This window comes from Raineya sp. (assembly GCF_053497555.1).
In genome coordinates, this window is sequence record NZ_JBRCWE010000060.1 from 20,349 (window position 1) to 34,573 (window position 14,225).

The 14,225-nt window shown below is 38.1% G+C and carries 14 protein-coding genes and 1 tRNA gene; 6 read left to right on the forward strand and 9 right to left on the reverse strand.

From position 1 onward, the window contains the following. Positions 1-82: 82 nt before the first annotated feature. The 3 genes from ACWITO_RS07460 to ACWITO_RS07470 are packed head-to-tail and all read left to right on the forward strand — an operon-like array spanning position 83 to position 2,974. Entirely contained in the window at positions 83-1,555 is a 1,473-nt protein-coding gene (locus ACWITO_RS07460; RefSeq protein WP_448529365.1) for an ArnT family glycosyltransferase, read from the forward strand. 2 nt (positions 1,556-1,557) lie between these two features. Then, positions 1,558-1,974: a hypothetical protein gene (locus ACWITO_RS07465; RefSeq protein WP_448529366.1), complete on the forward strand. Its 417-nt coding sequence runs from the start codon at positions 1,558-1,560 to the stop codon at positions 1,972-1,974. 4 nt (positions 1,975-1,978) lie between these two features. After that, the gene (locus ACWITO_RS07470) at positions 1,979-2,974 is read left to right on the forward strand and encodes an acyl-CoA reductase (protein WP_448529367.1); all 996 of its coding nucleotides are present in this window, start codon (positions 1,979-1,981) and stop codon (positions 2,972-2,974) included. On the opposite strand, the gene ACWITO_RS07475 is transcribed toward ACWITO_RS07470, so the two are convergent. The 3 genes from ACWITO_RS07475 to ACWITO_RS07485 form a co-directional block, all read right to left on the reverse strand. Next, positions 2,971-3,855, reverse strand: coding sequence for a DUF3822 family protein (locus ACWITO_RS07475; RefSeq protein WP_448529368.1), 885 nt, complete (start codon positions 3,853-3,855; stop codon positions 2,971-2,973). The genes ACWITO_RS07470 and ACWITO_RS07475 overlap by 4 nt on opposite strands. 172 nt (positions 3,856-4,027) lie before the next feature. Then, entirely contained in the window at positions 4,028-5,452 is a 1,425-nt protein-coding gene (locus ACWITO_RS07480) for a Glu/Leu/Phe/Val family dehydrogenase (RefSeq protein WP_448529369.1), read from the reverse strand. 108 nt (positions 5,453-5,560) lie between these two features. Further along, a complete protein-coding gene (locus tag ACWITO_RS07485; protein ID WP_448529370.1) occupies positions 5,561-6,088 on the reverse strand; it encodes a fasciclin domain-containing protein in 528 nt (175 codons plus the stop codon). A gap of 139 nt (positions 6,089-6,227) precedes the next feature. On the opposite strand from ACWITO_RS07485, the gene ACWITO_RS07490 reads away from it, so the two are divergent. Then, positions 6,228-6,884 carry a phosphatidylserine decarboxylase family protein gene (locus ACWITO_RS07490; RefSeq protein ID WP_448529371.1) on the forward strand — a complete coding sequence of 219 codons (657 nt, stop codon included), beginning with the start codon at positions 6,228-6,230 and terminating at the stop codon, positions 6,882-6,884. Between the two features lie 3 nt (positions 6,885-6,887). On the opposite strand, the gene ACWITO_RS07495 is transcribed toward ACWITO_RS07490, so the two are convergent. From ACWITO_RS07495 to ACWITO_RS07505, 3 genes are all read right to left on the reverse strand, one after another. Then, on the reverse strand, positions 6,888-7,679 hold the full coding sequence (locus tag ACWITO_RS07495) for a lipase family protein (RefSeq protein ID WP_448529372.1): 792 nt from the start codon (positions 7,677-7,679) through the stop codon (positions 6,888-6,890). A gap of 133 nt (positions 7,680-7,812) precedes the next feature. After that, a complete protein-coding gene (locus ACWITO_RS07500) occupies positions 7,813-8,718 on the reverse strand; it encodes an ABC transporter ATP-binding protein (protein ID WP_448529373.1) in 906 nt (301 codons plus the stop codon). 99 nt (positions 8,719-8,817) lie between these two features. After that, positions 8,818-8,899, reverse strand: a tRNA-Leu gene (locus ACWITO_RS07505). A gap of 122 nt (positions 8,900-9,021) precedes the next feature. Between ACWITO_RS07505 and ACWITO_RS07510 the strand changes: the two genes are divergently transcribed. Continuing rightward, the gene (locus ACWITO_RS07510; RefSeq protein ID WP_448529374.1) at positions 9,022-9,654 is read left to right on the forward strand and encodes an OmpH family outer membrane protein; all 633 of its coding nucleotides are present in this window, start codon (positions 9,022-9,024) and stop codon (positions 9,652-9,654) included. A 91-nt stretch (positions 9,655-9,745) separates the two neighbouring features. Here the strand turns inward: ACWITO_RS07510 and eno are convergent, their stop codons facing one another. The 3 genes from eno to dnaK all read right to left on the reverse strand — a co-directional run bounded on the left by eno (position 9,746) and on the right by dnaK (position 13,526). Next, positions 9,746-11,023 carry a phosphopyruvate hydratase gene (eno, locus tag ACWITO_RS07515; protein WP_448529375.1) on the reverse strand — a complete coding sequence of 426 codons (1,278 nt, stop codon included), beginning with the start codon at positions 11,021-11,023 and terminating at the stop codon, positions 9,746-9,748. 151 nt (positions 11,024-11,174) lie between these two features. After that, on the reverse strand, positions 11,175-11,522 hold the full coding sequence (locus tag ACWITO_RS07520) for an MGMT family protein (RefSeq protein WP_448529376.1): 348 nt from the start codon (positions 11,520-11,522) through the stop codon (positions 11,175-11,177). Positions 11,523-11,639: 117 nt separating this feature from the next. Further along, a complete protein-coding gene (dnaK, locus tag ACWITO_RS07525; RefSeq protein ID WP_448529377.1) occupies positions 11,640-13,526 on the reverse strand; it encodes a molecular chaperone DnaK in 1,887 nt (628 codons plus the stop codon). Between the two features lie 202 nt (positions 13,527-13,728). Here dnaK and ACWITO_RS07530 point away from each other — a divergent pair, with 202 nt between their 5' ends. Further along, the gene (locus ACWITO_RS07530; RefSeq protein WP_448529378.1) at positions 13,729-14,223 is read left to right on the forward strand and encodes an Lrp/AsnC family transcriptional regulator; all 495 of its coding nucleotides are present in this window, start codon (positions 13,729-13,731) and stop codon (positions 14,221-14,223) included. Positions 14,224-14,225: the final 2 nt, after the last annotated feature.

Sequence of the window (14,225 nt, forward strand, 5' to 3'; positions counted from 1 at the left end):
AATTGCAATCATAATTCTGGCTTGTTTACTGGTGGGACTACTAATAATTTGCATTATTCACCCTTCTACGAATTGGGATTCTATGACCTATCATTTGAGTAGAGTGATGCACTGGCAACAAAACCAAAGTTTGGAGTATTATGCTTCACATATTGAAAGACAAATTGTTTTTCAAGGTTTTGCCGAATATTTTATCTTACATACTGTATTACTTACCCAAAATGATTATTTTGTAAATATACCTCAATGGCTTTCATTTGTAGGGCTGATGGCAACCGCCTCTCTCATAGCTTCCGAACTTGGTATTTCACGTAAGGGGCAACTGCTTACAGCCTTTTTAGTGCTTGCTATTCCTATTGCTTTGTTACAAGTTCCTTCGACCCAAAATGATTTGGTAGGTTCTTTTTTTGTAATTTACTCGTTTGGGCTTTTTCTTAAAATACTGAAAAAAAAATATCAATATTCACTTCTATTAGGGATAAGTATTGGAATGGCTATTCTAACCAAAGGGACTTCTTATTTATATCTAACGCCTTTAATTCTTTTTTTTGTTATTTTTTGGTTAAAAGAAAGAACTTATGTGCTATTTAGGGCTGGGCTTATCACTGCAACTGCAATACTTCTGATAAATGCGGGGCTATTTTTCAGAAACCTCTATACCTTTCGTAGTTTGCTGATTTCAAACTCTACTGAAGTAAATGCTGTAAAAAATCAGACCTATCAATTGCAAAGTTTTTACAGCAATTTGATTAGGAATTTTTCCAATAATTTAGTTTTACCTCACCTTCAAACAACTGTATTTTGGGAAAATATTGTCAGAGGTTTGCACAAGGTTGCTCAAATAGATATAGATGACAAGCGTACTTCTTTTACTAATTTTGAAATGCCTTATGGGCAAAAATTTTATTCCCAAGACTATGCTCCTTCTCCCTTACACGCTTGGGCTTTTTTAATACTACTACCGATTTGGTATGTTTTTAGAGAAAAGTTGAGCAAAGAGTTCAAATATACATTTATTTGGGGGCTGGGCGGGTTTTTGCTTTTGATTTTTATGCTCAAATGGCAACCTTTTGGAGTTCGTTTCCAAATTCCCTTTTGGACTTGGGTTTCTGTTTGGATAGCCTACACCATTGATGTATTTTGGCAAAAAGAAAATAGGCTTAAAAAATGGTTTTTTCTTGTGCTCTATTTACTTTTATCTTTGAAGGCTGTATTTTATTTGTATAATTCTGCTAATTTGGCTCTCAAAGAAGAAAAAAATGTTTGGAATACCCCAAGAGAAGAATTATATTTTTTAGCTCGCCCCGATTTATACCCAAGCTACCAAAGACTTGTAGAGCAAATCATTCAAACTCGCTGTAAAAAAGTTGGGCTTATACTCAAATTAGACGATTGGGAATATCCATTATGGAAAATGTTGCACAACAGGGGTTTTTATCCTGAAATCAGGCATATTCAGGTAGAAAATATTACCAAATCTTTGGAAGATAAAAACTTCCAACCTTGCATTGTTGTAGAAATTGATAATCATAAGGGTATTGCTAAAATTCGTTAGTTATGGCTTGGAAAGAAAGGCTGTTTTTGGTAAGTATTATTATCGGGTTGATTGTTGCATTGTTTTTTACCATTGATGCCTACGAAAATCGTATCTTGAAAGAGGAATTTCGTGTGGTAGATGGCAAAAAAATCAAGAAGAAATACACCAAAAATGAAATTTTAGAAATGATAAAGTCCCTGCCCGACTATCAGGGAGATAGCCTGACTATCTTTGAAGATGGCACTATTCGCAGTTCTATTCCTGAATTGGACGGCGGTCTGAACTATGCCCAAACTGATAAAGCAACGCGTAAATATTTAGAAGATATTGCCCGAAACGAACATTTGCCTTTTGCTTTTGTGGTGTATAAGCACGTTTTACCCTATTACATTAACGAACACGTCAAAAATAAAAACAAAGACAATAAACCAAAATAAGGATATGAAGTTAGTGGAGAGTTTTGTAAAATTAGGTAATCATATTCCTCAAATACCTGATGAAATCAAGTTGAAGGCACATTTACACAATGCTTGGTTTTCTGTTGAAAATATTGAAAAAGCCCTTAAAGGCATTGAAATTTATTTGCAGAAGGAAAACTTACAAAAATGGTTAGCTTCTTATCAGGATAAATTGCCTATCCAAAATCCTAAAAAAGTAGCCGTAGTAATGGCAGGGAACATTCCTTTGGTAGGTTTTCACGATTTTTTGAGTGTGCTGGTTTCAGGACACACATTACTAGCTCGTATGAGCAGTGATGATAAAATTTTGTTACCCTATCTTGCCCAAAAACTTTTGGAAATTCAGCCCGAATTTGCTCAAAGGCTATTTTTTGTAGAAAAAGTAAATGAAGCAGATGCTATCATAGCCACAGGAAGCGATAACACCGCTCTGCATTTTGAATATTATTTTCGCAACAAACCGCACCTTATTCGTAAAAACCGAGTGAGCGTAGCCATACTCAACGGAAAAGAAAGTCAAGAGGACTTGGAAAATTTGGGAAATGATATTTTCACACATTTTGGACTGGGTTGTAGAAATGTCGCTAAACTTTTTGTACCCACAGGCTACGACTTTTCAAGATTCTTTCAAGCTACAGAAGGCTTTGCCCCAATCAAAAATCATCATAAATACGCCAATAATTACGAATACAACAAAGCTGTTTATCTGCTTCGCCCTGTAAAACATTTGGATAATGGCTTTTTGTTGCTTTCGCAAAATGATGAGATTGCTTCGCCTGTGGCTTGTTTGTATTATGATTTTTATGCCAGCGAGGCAGAATTGGAGCAAAAATTAAATTTGCATAAGCATAAAATTCAATGCGTAGTTTCGCAAAATGCTTGGTGGGCAGGAAGTATTCCATTTGGGAAAGCCCAATACCCTGAACTTTGGGATTATGCTGATGGTGTAAATACTTTGGAATTTTTACTCAATCTTTAAGCATTAAGGCAATGATATACGTTGTATAGGTCAAAATAGCGGTGGTCTATTACTTCGTCAAAAACATAGCTAAATGACAAACTAGAAGGTTTTTTACCAAATTCTACGTTACGTACATACTTTTGAAGTAAATTGTAAATGCCAGAATCTTTGCTAATTTCTCCATATAGTTTCACCTGACAAGTTTCAGCATCAAGTTGTAATTCATCTATGGCAAAAAGCACAAAATACACAAAATCTTGCGGACTTTGATAATAATAACGATTGTGTAAAAGCAAGTTATCGCCTTGTAGAATGGTCATATTCATATACTTGCTTTCAATGTAGATGAATATATTAGCACCTTCGTGGTTTTCTTGTAAAGCTCCTTCCAGAAAAGCATCGGACTGATGTAAAACTTGAATTTCTTTATTGGGATAGGCTTTTTTTGCCCATTCAACAAATTCTGTTTCTATGCGGAAAATGCTATGATACTTGCGTTTGCTATGGAAAAAACTTCTTACCTCTGCATTGTCCAAGTTGTTGGGATAAAGTTCAAGGTAAGTGTGTATTAGGGTTTCATCAAAAAAATCATCAGGAACGAGAGCAAAACAGCCACTGCGAGCCACTAAAATAATATCTTTCCAATACCCTGCCCGTAATACCAAATGGCTTTCCAAAATAGCATTGAGTTGCTCTATGGTATCGGAGCGGGTATTTAAGCCCGAAAAGCGATAATCTTCTAAAAGCATACACTTTTTTTGTGCTTCATCAACAACTACTACTCGCAGGTTTTTATCTTCTACGGAAAGAAATAATCCATACTGACTTAATTGGTTGATATCTAACGAAGGGTCATTGATACGATGAGTAACCCTGACTTTTTTGCTAATTTCCTGCATTGAATAAAATTTTGAGAATTGTCCGAGAAAATTCAATTTGCAACAAGCAAAAAAATAAAATATTTTTCAAACTTCAAAAATTCGGAATAAAATTTTGCAAAAAGGCTTTTACAAACAAGGGCTTCGCAGTGCAAAGCCCTTATCTGTAAATTATTGCCAGATCTATTAAATTTTAAGGGAAAATACCCATTAGTTGATAGCTCAAAGCTATTTTCTTGATAGCGATATAAAAGGCAGCAGTACGCAGGTCGCCAAGTTCAGGTTTTTGCTTCAAGGCTTCGCGAATTTCCTGATAAGAGCCTATCATTGTATCTTCCAAACCAGAACGTACAATATCTTCCTCATCTGCTCCCTGCACAATTTTACTTCTTTCTTCATAAGAAAGATGTTTTCCCGTCAGGGCTTCTACGGTATCTACTATTTTACCATAGCTTTTCTCTTCGGCACGCTTGCCCATACGTCCAAAACGCACATTAGAAAGGTTTTTGAGCCACTCAAAATATGAAACTGTAACCCCACCTGCATTCAAATATAAATCGGGAATGATTACAACGCCTTTTTTGAGTAAAATCTCTTCGGCAAGCATTGTAATAGGTCCATTAGCGGCTTCTGCAATCACTTTTGCCTTAATTCTATCGGCATTGTCTTTGGTAATTTGGTTTTCCAAAGCGGCAGGAATAAGAATATCGCAAGGCATTTCAAGCATTGAAAGAGAATTTTCAATGTTTTGAGCTCCGGGAAAATTCAGGATAGATTTGGTTTCTTTGCGATGCTTGAATACGGCTTCTACATCTAAGCCATTTTCGTTGTAGATACCGCCTTCATATTCGGCAATACCTATGATTTTCGCTCCTGCTTCGTGCAAAAATTTAGCTGAATGGTAGCCAACATTTCCAAAACCCTGTACAATGACTGATTTTCCTTGTACGCCAGTTGTCAAACCAATTTTCTTAACATCATCTTCATAGTTCAAAAACTCTCTGATGCCAAAGAAAACGCCCAAACCAGTGGCTTCGGTACGCCCACGTATGCCCCCGATACCTACGGGCTTTCCCGTAACACAACCTTGGGCATCTGTATCGCCAAACTTAAAAGTCATATAAGTATCTGCAATCCAGCCCATTTCTCTGCCACTTGTGCCATAGTCGGGTGCAGGAACATCTAAGGAAGGACCAATCAAATTCTTTTTGATAAGCTCGGCGGCAAAACGGCGAGTAACTTTTTCTAAAACTTTTTCAGAAACTTTGCGAGGGTCTATCTTCACCCCACCTTTTGCCCCTCCAAAAGGTACATTTACTACGGCACATTTGAAAGTCATCAGCGTAGCAAGGGCTTTTACTTCATCTTCCGACACTTCGGGGCTGTAACGAATACCTCCTTTGGTAGGCAATTTGTGCAAACTATGCTGAACGCGTATTCCCTCAATATTATGAATTTCGCCGTCAATTTCCACAGGAAAATAGACTTTATAGACACTATTGCAGTTTCTAATTCTTTCTAAAAGCCCTTGGGATAGCCCTGTGTGCTTGGCGGCTTTGTCGTAATAATACATTACGGTGTCCAGGAATTTTTTGCCTTCTTCCAAATAATTGCTCATAATTTTGCTGATGTTTAAGGTTAGAACATTGCGTTTTTCACCCGCTAATTTCTGCTTTTTCCCAAAAAAATCATAAAATTTCCCAAAAAAATTTTATTTCTGCTTGGGCTACTCAATTACTTTATTGATAGCGTGAATGATACCATTTTTGGCAGGAATATCCGCCGCTACTACTTGGGCTTCGCCAATGGTAATTTTATCACCTTCCACACTTACTTTGAGTTTTTTGCCGTCCAGAGTAGTTACTTCGGGTGTATTTTGAAGGGCTTTTACATCAAATTTACCCTTGATGATATGCCTTTTGATAAATGCCGCTCCTTGCGAAACAAACTTGCTCATTTTGGCTTCTCCCAGACTTTCAACCGCTTTGTTGTTGGGGGCAAGTACAGTATATTCGCCTTCGGTAAGGATTTTTGAAAACTCGGTATTGAGATAAGAGGCAAACATTGAAAAATTTTCACCTGTATTCAGAATATCGGTGATAGTAGGAGCTTCTTGCATATTGGCTATGGGCTTTTGCTCCTGAATAGCTTTGGTACTATCTTGCAGGTTTTCGGTGGTTGTTTGCGAACTTTGCTCGCCACTACAAGCCCCAAGTAATATAAGAGAAGCAATCAGAAAAAGGTTTTTGAACATATACTACAAAAGTTTTAGTTTGCAAAATAACGTGCAAAAGTGCAAAAAAAATTTCATTTCTCCGAAAAGCCCTGGTAGGATTTTTTGAAACAAATTTGGCATTTTGCCCTGAAAGAATTTTCTTTGCGAAAAAAACGTTATGTCTATTCATAGAGAAGGTTTTACTACGATATTTTTGGTTCTTTTCGCTTCTACTATTTTGTATTTGGGGGCAGTTTGGCTTTTCCCTGAAAATAGAATCGTGCAGAACGTTGTTTTAGGTGTTTGCTTAGTAATTTTTGTAATTGTTTTGCAGTTTTTCAGAAATCCTACAAGGCATATTGAGCAAAATTTTGCTCATATTCTTGCTCCTGCCGATGGCAAAGTAGTAGCCATAGAGGAAGTATTTGAAAGCGAATTTTTGCAAAGAAATTGTCGGCAGATTTCTATTTTTATGTCGCCTTTCAATGTCCATATCAATCGCAATCCTATTTCAGGCGAAGTAAGTTATTTCAAATACCACAAAGGCAAATACTTGGTGGCTTGGCACCCCAAATCCAGCACCGAAAACGAAAGAACTACCATCGCGGTACGCACTCCCGAAGGAAAAGAAGTGCTATTTAGACAAATTGCAGGGGCATTAGCCAAACGTATTGTTTGGTATGTAAAAGAAGGTGAAAAAGTACAACAAGGTGATGAGTTTGGTTTTATCAAATTTGGCTCAAGAGTTGATATTTTTATTCCTTTGGAGGCAAAAGTGGCTGTAAAAATTGGCGAAAAGAGTGTAGGAGGAAAGACAATTTTAGCTACTTGGTAGTTATCAGTAATGTTTTCTCAATCTTTCCAGATAGGTTTGTATAGAATGAGCTTGTAAGCCATCAGTGGAATAGTCCCAAAGCATATCCATAATTGTTGAAAAGGTATTTTCAGCCGTTTCAAAAATATTGCCGAAATACTCAATTTCAAAAAATCCATCGGCTTTCAGCTTTACTCCTATACCCGAATGATACAAATTGGGTGGGTTTTTCACTACACTATCTTCTTCGGTGTAGAGCCGAAAAGTTTGGTTACGCAGTACGTTGTCGTAACTGGAAGCAAAAAGTAAATCTCCTACTTTGGGTTGCCCGAAGGTATAAACGCCTTGTATAGAAAATTTTTCATCAAAAAGCCTACGAGCTGTTAGTTGTGCCAAAGCTCCACCTTGGCTATGCCCCGCGAGCCAAAGCCTTTGAGTAGGTTTGTAATGAAAGCGAAGTTGCTCTAATAGTTGCTCCCAAACTACTTGGGTTGCCTCCCAAAAACCTTGCCGCACATTGCCTATGCCATAAGCAAAGGAGCGGTTATCTACGTTATTGAGCCAATCTTCCAGACTATTTTCTTCTGTTCCACGAAAAACAATTAGAAAAGCGTTTTCGTTAGTAGCTACAAAAACATTGGTATCATAGCCTCTATTTTTACCTGCGTGCAAAAAAACAAAATGCCCGTATCCTAATGTTTGTAAATCATTTTGTAGAGTATTCTCATCTTCTCGGTATGCCCAAGCTGAAAGTTGTGCCAAATGTAGAGCATTTTGCAACTCAAAATCGTTGGCACTTTGTAAAAGAGGTAGCATAGTGGTAATTGTTTAGGTCTGATTTGCATTAGTGAAATAGGATTTTAGGCAATTGATGTCAGATAAAAATAACGAGGTAAAGTTCTTAAATTCTCTGATTCCCAAACTAAATCTAAAAGCTAACGCTCTAATCTTAGTTAGCACTTTCACCCACAAGTTGTATGAAAATATCATTGATACTTGGGATATTTTCTTCAAAATGATGAATTTCTACTTGTGGGAGTAAAAATCTCAAAAGGTCGTTAGGGCTTTGCTCGGGCGAAATTTGAATGATAAACTCTCTTTCCCCTTCCTTATGATTTTCCTTTAAGATATTCATTCCTTCGGGCAATTCGGCAATAATGCCATTACAACGCACTCTGTAAGAATGGTTTTTGTATTGTTTTTTGATATCAATGGTTTTCCCTTCTAAAATTTTTTTGGAACGATTGATCAGCACAATGTTATCGCATAGTTCTTCTACGGATTCCATTCGGTGGGTTGAAAAAAGAATAGTAGCTCCTCTTTTTCTTAGTTCCAAAATTTCATTTTTAATAATTTGAGCATTTACGGGGTCAAAACCTGTGAAGGGTTCGTCTAAAATAATCAGTTCGGGTTCGTGCAAGACGGTAGCCACAAACTGCACTTTTTGTTGCATACCTTTGGAAAGTTCCTCAATATTTTTTTCAGCCCAGCCCTGCATATTTAGTTTTTCTACCCAGTATTTGATGCGTTTTTTAGCTTCTTGGCTACTCAAGCCTTTTAGGCGAGCCAAGTACACAAGCTGTTCGCCTACTTTCATTTTCTTGTAAAGTCCTCTTTCTTCGGGCAAGTAGCCAATAGCTTGTGTATGCGAAGGATTTAGCTTTTCTCCTTTGAAAGTGATTTCTCCACTATCCAAGCTGATAATTTGCGTAATAGTACGAATAAGCGTGGTTTTTCCTGCTCCGTTGGGTCCTAAAAGTCCAAAAATACTTTGAACAGGTACATCAAAACTAACATTATCCAGTGCCTTGTGTGTAGCGTATTGCTTGCTTAGGTTACGAATACTTAAAATCATAGCAGATTTTTTTACAGAACGCAAGATACTAATTTTTATGTTGCAAGAGAAATAAAAAATCCTGAAAGGCTATTTGCTTTCAGGATTGCAGTTTGGGAGTGCGAAAGGAGGGACTCGAACCCTCACGGATTGCTCCATACGCCCCTCAAACGTACGTGTCTACCAATTCCACCACTTCCGCTTAAAATTTGGGATTGCAAATTTAGTAAAAAAAAGTTTTCTTGCAAAAAAACACGAATTTTTTTTCGCTTATCCACCCAAGTTTTGGTATCTTTGCGGGCAAAAAATCAAAATTCATTCAAAATGAAAAAATTAGCCATTTTCGCCTTCATCAGTCTTATACTTGGAGCTTGCGAGAACAAATCGCAAACAAGTAATAGCACCAATAATACTACTTCTACCAAAACCGAAGCCAAAAATGATATTGACAAAAGTATTGTATATGTAAATTCAGATTCGGTAATTGCCAATTACGAGCTGTACAAAAAATCTATCAAAGAATTTGAAGTAAAACGTAATCAGTACACAGGCGATATTGAAAACCAAGCCAATGCTTTTCAGAACAAAGTGCTACAAGCCCAACAAAAGGCTCAATCAATGACTATGGGTGAAATAGAGGCTACTAAAAAAAGCCTTGCCGCCGAAGAGCAACGTCTGATGCAATATCGCGAAACTTTGCTTCAGAATCTTGCCAGCCAAGAGAAAGAAATGGTAGAAAAAATCAATAAGAATATTGATGATTTTATGAAACGTTATGCCGAAAAAAATGGCTATAAAATGATTCTGGGCTACAAACAAGGCGTAACAGCTTGGTATGGCGATAGCCGTTTGGATATTACCCCCGAAGTAATTAAAGGACTTAACGAAGAATACAACCAAGCACAAGCGGGAAGCAAAAATGAAAAAGAAACCAAAAAAGATAGTGTTAAGAAGTAGTAATTAAGCAGATAAGTTGTGTGTGTTGAGTTGTTTCTGCTAATCTAAAAAAATAGGCTTCGCAATTGCGAAGCCTATTTTGCTTAAACACTTAAAACTTATTACCCGGATAGTAGGCTGTTTCATCAAGCATTTCTTCAATGCGTAGCAGTTGGTTATATTTTGCCATTCTATCTGAGCGTGAAGCCGAACCTGTTTTAATTTGCCCTGTATTGAGAGCTACTGCCAAATCGGCGATGGTGGTATCTTCTGTTTCTCCTGAACGATGCGACATTACGCTCTTGTAACGATTGCGATGAGCTAAATTCACTGCATTGATAGTTTCTGTAAGCGTACCAATCTGATTTACCTTTACCAAAATTGCATTGGCAACCCCTTCATTGATACCTTTTTGTAAAAATTCAACATTCGTTACGAACAAATCGTCTCCTACGAGTTGCACTTTATCTCCTAGTTTTTCTGTAAGCAATTTCCAGCCCTGCCAATCATTTTCAGCCATACCATCTTCTATGGAGCGGATAGGATATTTTTTTACCCATTCTGCCCAATAAGCTACCATTTCGGCGGAACTGAGGCTCTCGCCTGTACTTTTCTTGAAAATATATTTTTTCGTTTTGCTATCATAAAATTCAGAGCTTGCCGCATCCATTGCAATAAAAATATCTTCGCCGGGTTTGTAACCTGCTTTTTCAATGGCTTGCAAAACAACCTCTATGGCTTCCTCATTAGATTTCAGGTTAGGTGCAAAACCTCCTTCATCACCTACATTCGTAGAATGATTTTTATCTTTCAATACCTTTTTGAGTGTATGAAACACTTCCGTACCCATACGCAACGCCTCGCTGAAAGATTCAGCTTTTACAGGCATAATCATAAACTCCTGAAAATCAATGGAGTTATCAGCGTGGCTACCGCCATTCAGAATGTTCATCATTGGTACAGGCAAAGTATTGGCATTTACGCCGCCAATGTAGCGAAATAGTGGCAAGTTCAAAGAATTAGCCGCCGCTTTGGCAACTGCCAAAGAAACCCCTAAAATAGCGTTGGCTCCAAGTTTTTTCTTGTTGGGTGTGCCGTCTATTTCAAGAAGTATTTTATCAATCAGATTTTGGTCTAAAACATTGTAGCCGATGAGTTCATCAGCGATGATTTCATTGACATTTTCCACAGCCCTCAACACTCCTTTGCCGAGGTACTTAGTTTTATCGCCATCGCGAAGCTCAACTGCCTCGTGAGTACCTGTGGAAGCCCCCGAAGGAACAGCGGCTCTCCCTTTAATTCCTTCGTTAGTTAGTACATCTACTTCAATAGTGGGGTTGCCCCTTGAATCTAAAATTTGTCTTGCGTAAATTTCTTCTATAAATGCCATAATTTTCTGATTTTAAGTAAATGAAAATGAGCCTGCAAGTTAGAAAAAATGTTGTAAATGCAGAAGCAAGAAATAGCTGAATTGTTGAGTTTGTTTGCAGTACATCACCTAAATTGTACTGGAAGTAGGAAGCGAGAAACAGAATTATTTTTCAGAGTTCCTGAATGGGGTTCCAGAAATGCTTTTCAAAATCTTGGATTTGGTCGTCTATAACTCTGATGCCTTCGGCTTCCAAGAGTTCTTGCATTTGGGTAGGGGTAGCAAAAAAATGTTTGCCTGTAAGCATACCATTCCTATTGACAACCCTATGAGCAGGAATATCTGCTTGCGTATGAGAGCAGTTCAATGCCCAGCCTACCATACGAGCAGAAAGTTTGGTTCCTAAAAATTTAGCAATTGCTCCATAAGTAGTAACTCGCCCTTGGGGGATAAGGCGAACTACATCATAAACTTCCTGAAAAAAATTGGAATTTGATGATTTTGAACGAATTTTAGCCATTTTGTAGAGGTGATAAAGTCTTGAAGTCTTGAACTCCAAACGCTGACATAAATACAAAGCCAATAAAAAAACGACAACATCACTTGCAGGTGATGTTGTCGTAGAAGGATTTTGCAATTATTTTACCTCTTCAAACTCGGCATCAGTAACATCAGAGTCCTTACCTGTATTAGCAGAGCCATTCGCTTCAGAAGTATTCTGACTGCCCTGATACATTTCGGTAGAGGCTTGTTGCCAAGCGGCGTTTAGTTGGGCAAGAGCCGCATCAATGGCATTGACATCTTTATTAGCGTGAGCCTGACGCAAAGCAGAAAGAACATTTTCTATCGCCGATTTGCTACCTGCCGAAATCTTATCGCCGTATTCTTTAAGTTGTTTTTCAGTTTGGAAAATCATAGAATCAGCGGCATTGATTTTTTCAATACGCTCTTTTTCGGCTTTATCGGCGGCTTCGTTGGCTTTGGCTTCGGCTTTCATTTTTTCAATTTCATCTTTGGAAAGTCCAGATGAAGCCTCTATACGGATTTTTTGCTCTTTACCTGTTGCTTGGTCTTTGGCAGTAACATTCAAGATACCATTGGCATCAATATCAAAAATTACTTCAATTTTAGGTACCCCACGAGGAGCAGGCATAATGCCATCAAGGTGGAATCTTCCGATAGTGCGGTTATCTTTGGCAAGAGGTCTTTCACCTTGCAAGACGTGTATCATTACGGAAGATTGGTTATCTTCGGCAGTAGAAAACACTTCCGATTTTTTCACAGGGATAGTGGTGTTTGCTTCAATGAGTTTGGTAAATACGCCACCAAGCGTTTCAATACCCAAAGAAAGAGGCGTTACGTCCAAGAGCAATACATCAGTAATTTCTTTGTTGAGTACGGCTCCCTGAATAGCGGCACCAATAGCTACTGCCTCGTCAGGGTTCACGTTTTTGGAAGGTTTCTTACCAAAAAATTTCTCTACTTCCTCCTGAATTTTAGGAATACGTGTAGAACCTCCTACCAAAATTACTTCGTCAATATCATTTACACTGATACCCGCATCTTGAATAGCCTTGCGGCAAGGTTCAAGGGTACGGCGAATGAGGTCATCTACAAGTTGCTCAAATTTGGCACGTGTAAGGGTACGAACAAGGTGCTGAGGCACGCCATCAATAGGCATAATATAAGGCAAATTGATGTCGGTGCTTTGCGAAGAAGAAAGTTCAATTTTGGCTTTTTCAGCGGCTTCTTTGAGGCGTTGCAAAGCCATAGGGTCTTTGCGTAAATCTACGGTAGGGTGGTCTTTCATAAACTCTTCGGCGAGCCAATCAATGATTTTTTGGTCAAAATCATCACCGCCCAAATGCACATCACCATTGGTAGATTTTACTTCAAACACACCGTCGCCAAGTTCCAAAATAGAAATATCAAAAGTACCTCCACCAAGGTCAAATACAGCGATAGTAGCTTCTTTGCCTTTTTTATCCAATCCGTATGCCAAAGCGGCGGCAGTAGGTTCGTTGATGATACGCTTTACATCAAGCCCTGCAATGATACCCGCTTCTTTGGTAGCTTGACGCTCGGCATCGTTAAAATAAGCAGGTACAGTAATTACGGCTTCGGTTACGGTAGTACCCAAATAATCTTCGGCAGTTGCTTTCATTTTTTGAAGAATCATAGCCGAGATTTCTTGTGGAGTATAGAGGCGGTCGCCTATACGCACACGAGGGGTATCGTTGGGACCTTGCTCAACGGTATAAGAAATATGTTTGAGTTCGTTGCCCACTTCCGAAAATCTTTTACCCATAAAACGCTTAATGGACATCACGGTCTTTTTGGGGTTGGTTACTGCTTGCCTTTTGGCAGAGTCCCCTACTTTTCTTTCGCCATTATCCAAAAAAGCCACGATAGAAGGGGTAGTTCTACGTCCTTCGCTATTGGGGATAACCACTACCTCGTTACCCTCCATTACAGCTACACAGGAGTTTGTAGTTCCTAAGTCTATACCAATAATTTTTCCCATTGCTAAAAAGTTTTTAAGTGAATAAACATAACTTGCAAGGATTATATCAATGAATATGCCAATGCCAGAATACTGACAATTTGACATAAAGCAGACTTGGCAAAATTTTATTTTAATTTTTTCTGAAAAAATTTCTTTTTCCACTGAAAAAGGCTTTACTTTGCGGGCAAAAAAGTATTAAATTTCAAAATCCTTCAATCTTATGCAAGAAAAGAAAAGCTTAAAACTTGATGAACTTGACCAGCTCATTTTGGAAAAATTGCAAGCTGATGCCAAAATTACCAATGCCCAACTCGCCAAAGAAATAGGACTTTCGCCCGCTCCAACTTTGGAAAGAGTAAAAAAATTAGAAAAGTTAGGCGTTATTAAGAGCTATCACGCCGTAGTAGATGCCAACCAAATTGGCTTGGGTGTAACTACTTTTGTACAGGTTTCGCTGGTGAGCCACAAAAAGTCTGTTATTCAGTCTTTTGTGAAAAAGATTGAAAAAATTCCTAACGTGATAGAATGTCATCATATGACGGGAGCATCTGACTTTTTGCTAAAAATTACTGCCAAAGATATTCCTGCCTACCAAAAACTAATGCTGGAAGTAGTGAGCGAGATAGAAGAAATCAATCATATGCAATCAATGATTGTACTTTCTACTTTCAAGCATAGCCACGTTTTGCCTTTGGAGCAGGCTCTTGAAGACTAATC

Coding starts and splice junctions, on each gene's coding strand:
- ACWITO_RS07475 (WP_448529368.1), bottom strand. CDS start 3,855: ATGCAGGAAATTAGCAAAAAAGTCAGGGTTACTCATCGTATCAATGAC.
- ACWITO_RS07490 (WP_448529371.1), top strand. CDS start 6,228: ATGTCTATTCATAGAGAAGGTTTTACTACGATATTTTTGGTTCTTTTC.
- eno (WP_448529375.1), bottom strand. CDS start 11,023: ATGGCATTTATAGAAGAAATTTACGCAAGACAAATTTTAGATTCAAGG.
- ACWITO_RS07485 (WP_448529370.1), bottom strand. CDS start 6,088: ATGTTCAAAAACCTTTTTCTGATTGCTTCTCTTATATTACTTGGGGCT.
- ACWITO_RS07530 (WP_448529378.1), top strand. CDS start 13,729: ATGCAAGAAAAGAAAAGCTTAAAACTTGATGAACTTGACCAGCTCATT.
- ACWITO_RS07520 (WP_448529376.1), bottom strand. CDS start 11,522: ATGGCTAAAATTCGTTCAAAATCATCAAATTCCAATTTTTTTCAGGAA.
- ACWITO_RS07465 (WP_448529366.1), top strand. CDS start 1,558: ATGGCTTGGAAAGAAAGGCTGTTTTTGGTAAGTATTATTATCGGGTTG.
- ACWITO_RS07495 (WP_448529372.1), bottom strand. CDS start 7,679: ATGCTACCTCTTTTACAAAGTGCCAACGATTTTGAGTTGCAAAATGCT.
- ACWITO_RS07510 (WP_448529374.1), top strand. CDS start 9,022: ATGAAAAAATTAGCCATTTTCGCCTTCATCAGTCTTATACTTGGAGCT.
- ACWITO_RS07500 (WP_448529373.1), bottom strand. CDS start 8,718: ATGATTTTAAGTATTCGTAACCTAAGCAAGCAATACGCTACACACAAG.
- ACWITO_RS07470 (WP_448529367.1), top strand. CDS start 1,979: ATGAAGTTAGTGGAGAGTTTTGTAAAATTAGGTAATCATATTCCTCAA.
- ACWITO_RS07480 (WP_448529369.1), bottom strand. CDS start 5,452: ATGAGCAATTATTTGGAAGAAGGCAAAAAATTCCTGGACACCGTAATG.
- dnaK (WP_448529377.1), bottom strand. CDS start 13,526: ATGGGAAAAATTATTGGTATAGACTTAGGAACTACAAACTCCTGTGTA.
- ACWITO_RS07460 (WP_448529365.1), top strand. CDS start 83: ATGACCTATCATTTGAGTAGAGTGATGCACTGGCAACAAAACCAAAGT.